The organism is Paraburkholderia sp. J10-1 (assembly GCF_905220165.1).
Lineage (GTDB): Bacteria > Pseudomonadota > Gammaproteobacteria > Burkholderiales > Burkholderiaceae > Paraburkholderia.
Genome location: NZ_CAJMYW010000079.1, coordinates 1 through 335 on the forward strand (window position 1 = coordinate 1; position 335 = coordinate 335).

The 335-nt window shown below is 69.6% G+C and carries 1 pseudogene; it reads right to left on the minus strand.

The features are described 5' to 3' along the window. A pseudogene (locus U5A65_RS40795) lies at positions 1–335 on the minus strand (sulfatase); the annotation flags it as partial.

The following is a 335-nucleotide window of genomic DNA, read 5'->3' on the forward strand; positions in this document are numbered from 1 at the left end:
GTGCCCGCGCCGATCTTGTCGTACAGCGGCGAGCGCCCCATCGTTTCGGGCAGCGGCTCGCGCACCGAACCCCAGACCTGGCCGATGCCGTCGAGGATGTGCACCGCGTGATGCTGCTGGTGAAAGCCCACGGGCGCGTCGTCCGAGCGGTAGTGAAGCTTGCCGACCGACTCGCAAAGCACGTCGTGATCGGCGAGGTGATGCGCCCAGCCGCGCGGCACGCCGTCGTAGGCGAGGGCGTTGTCCCAGCAGCGAATGTCGTGCACGTGGCGGCCGGTCGCGAGACTCGCCCGCGCGGGCACGCAGATCGGCGAGGGCGTGTAGGCGTTCGAAAA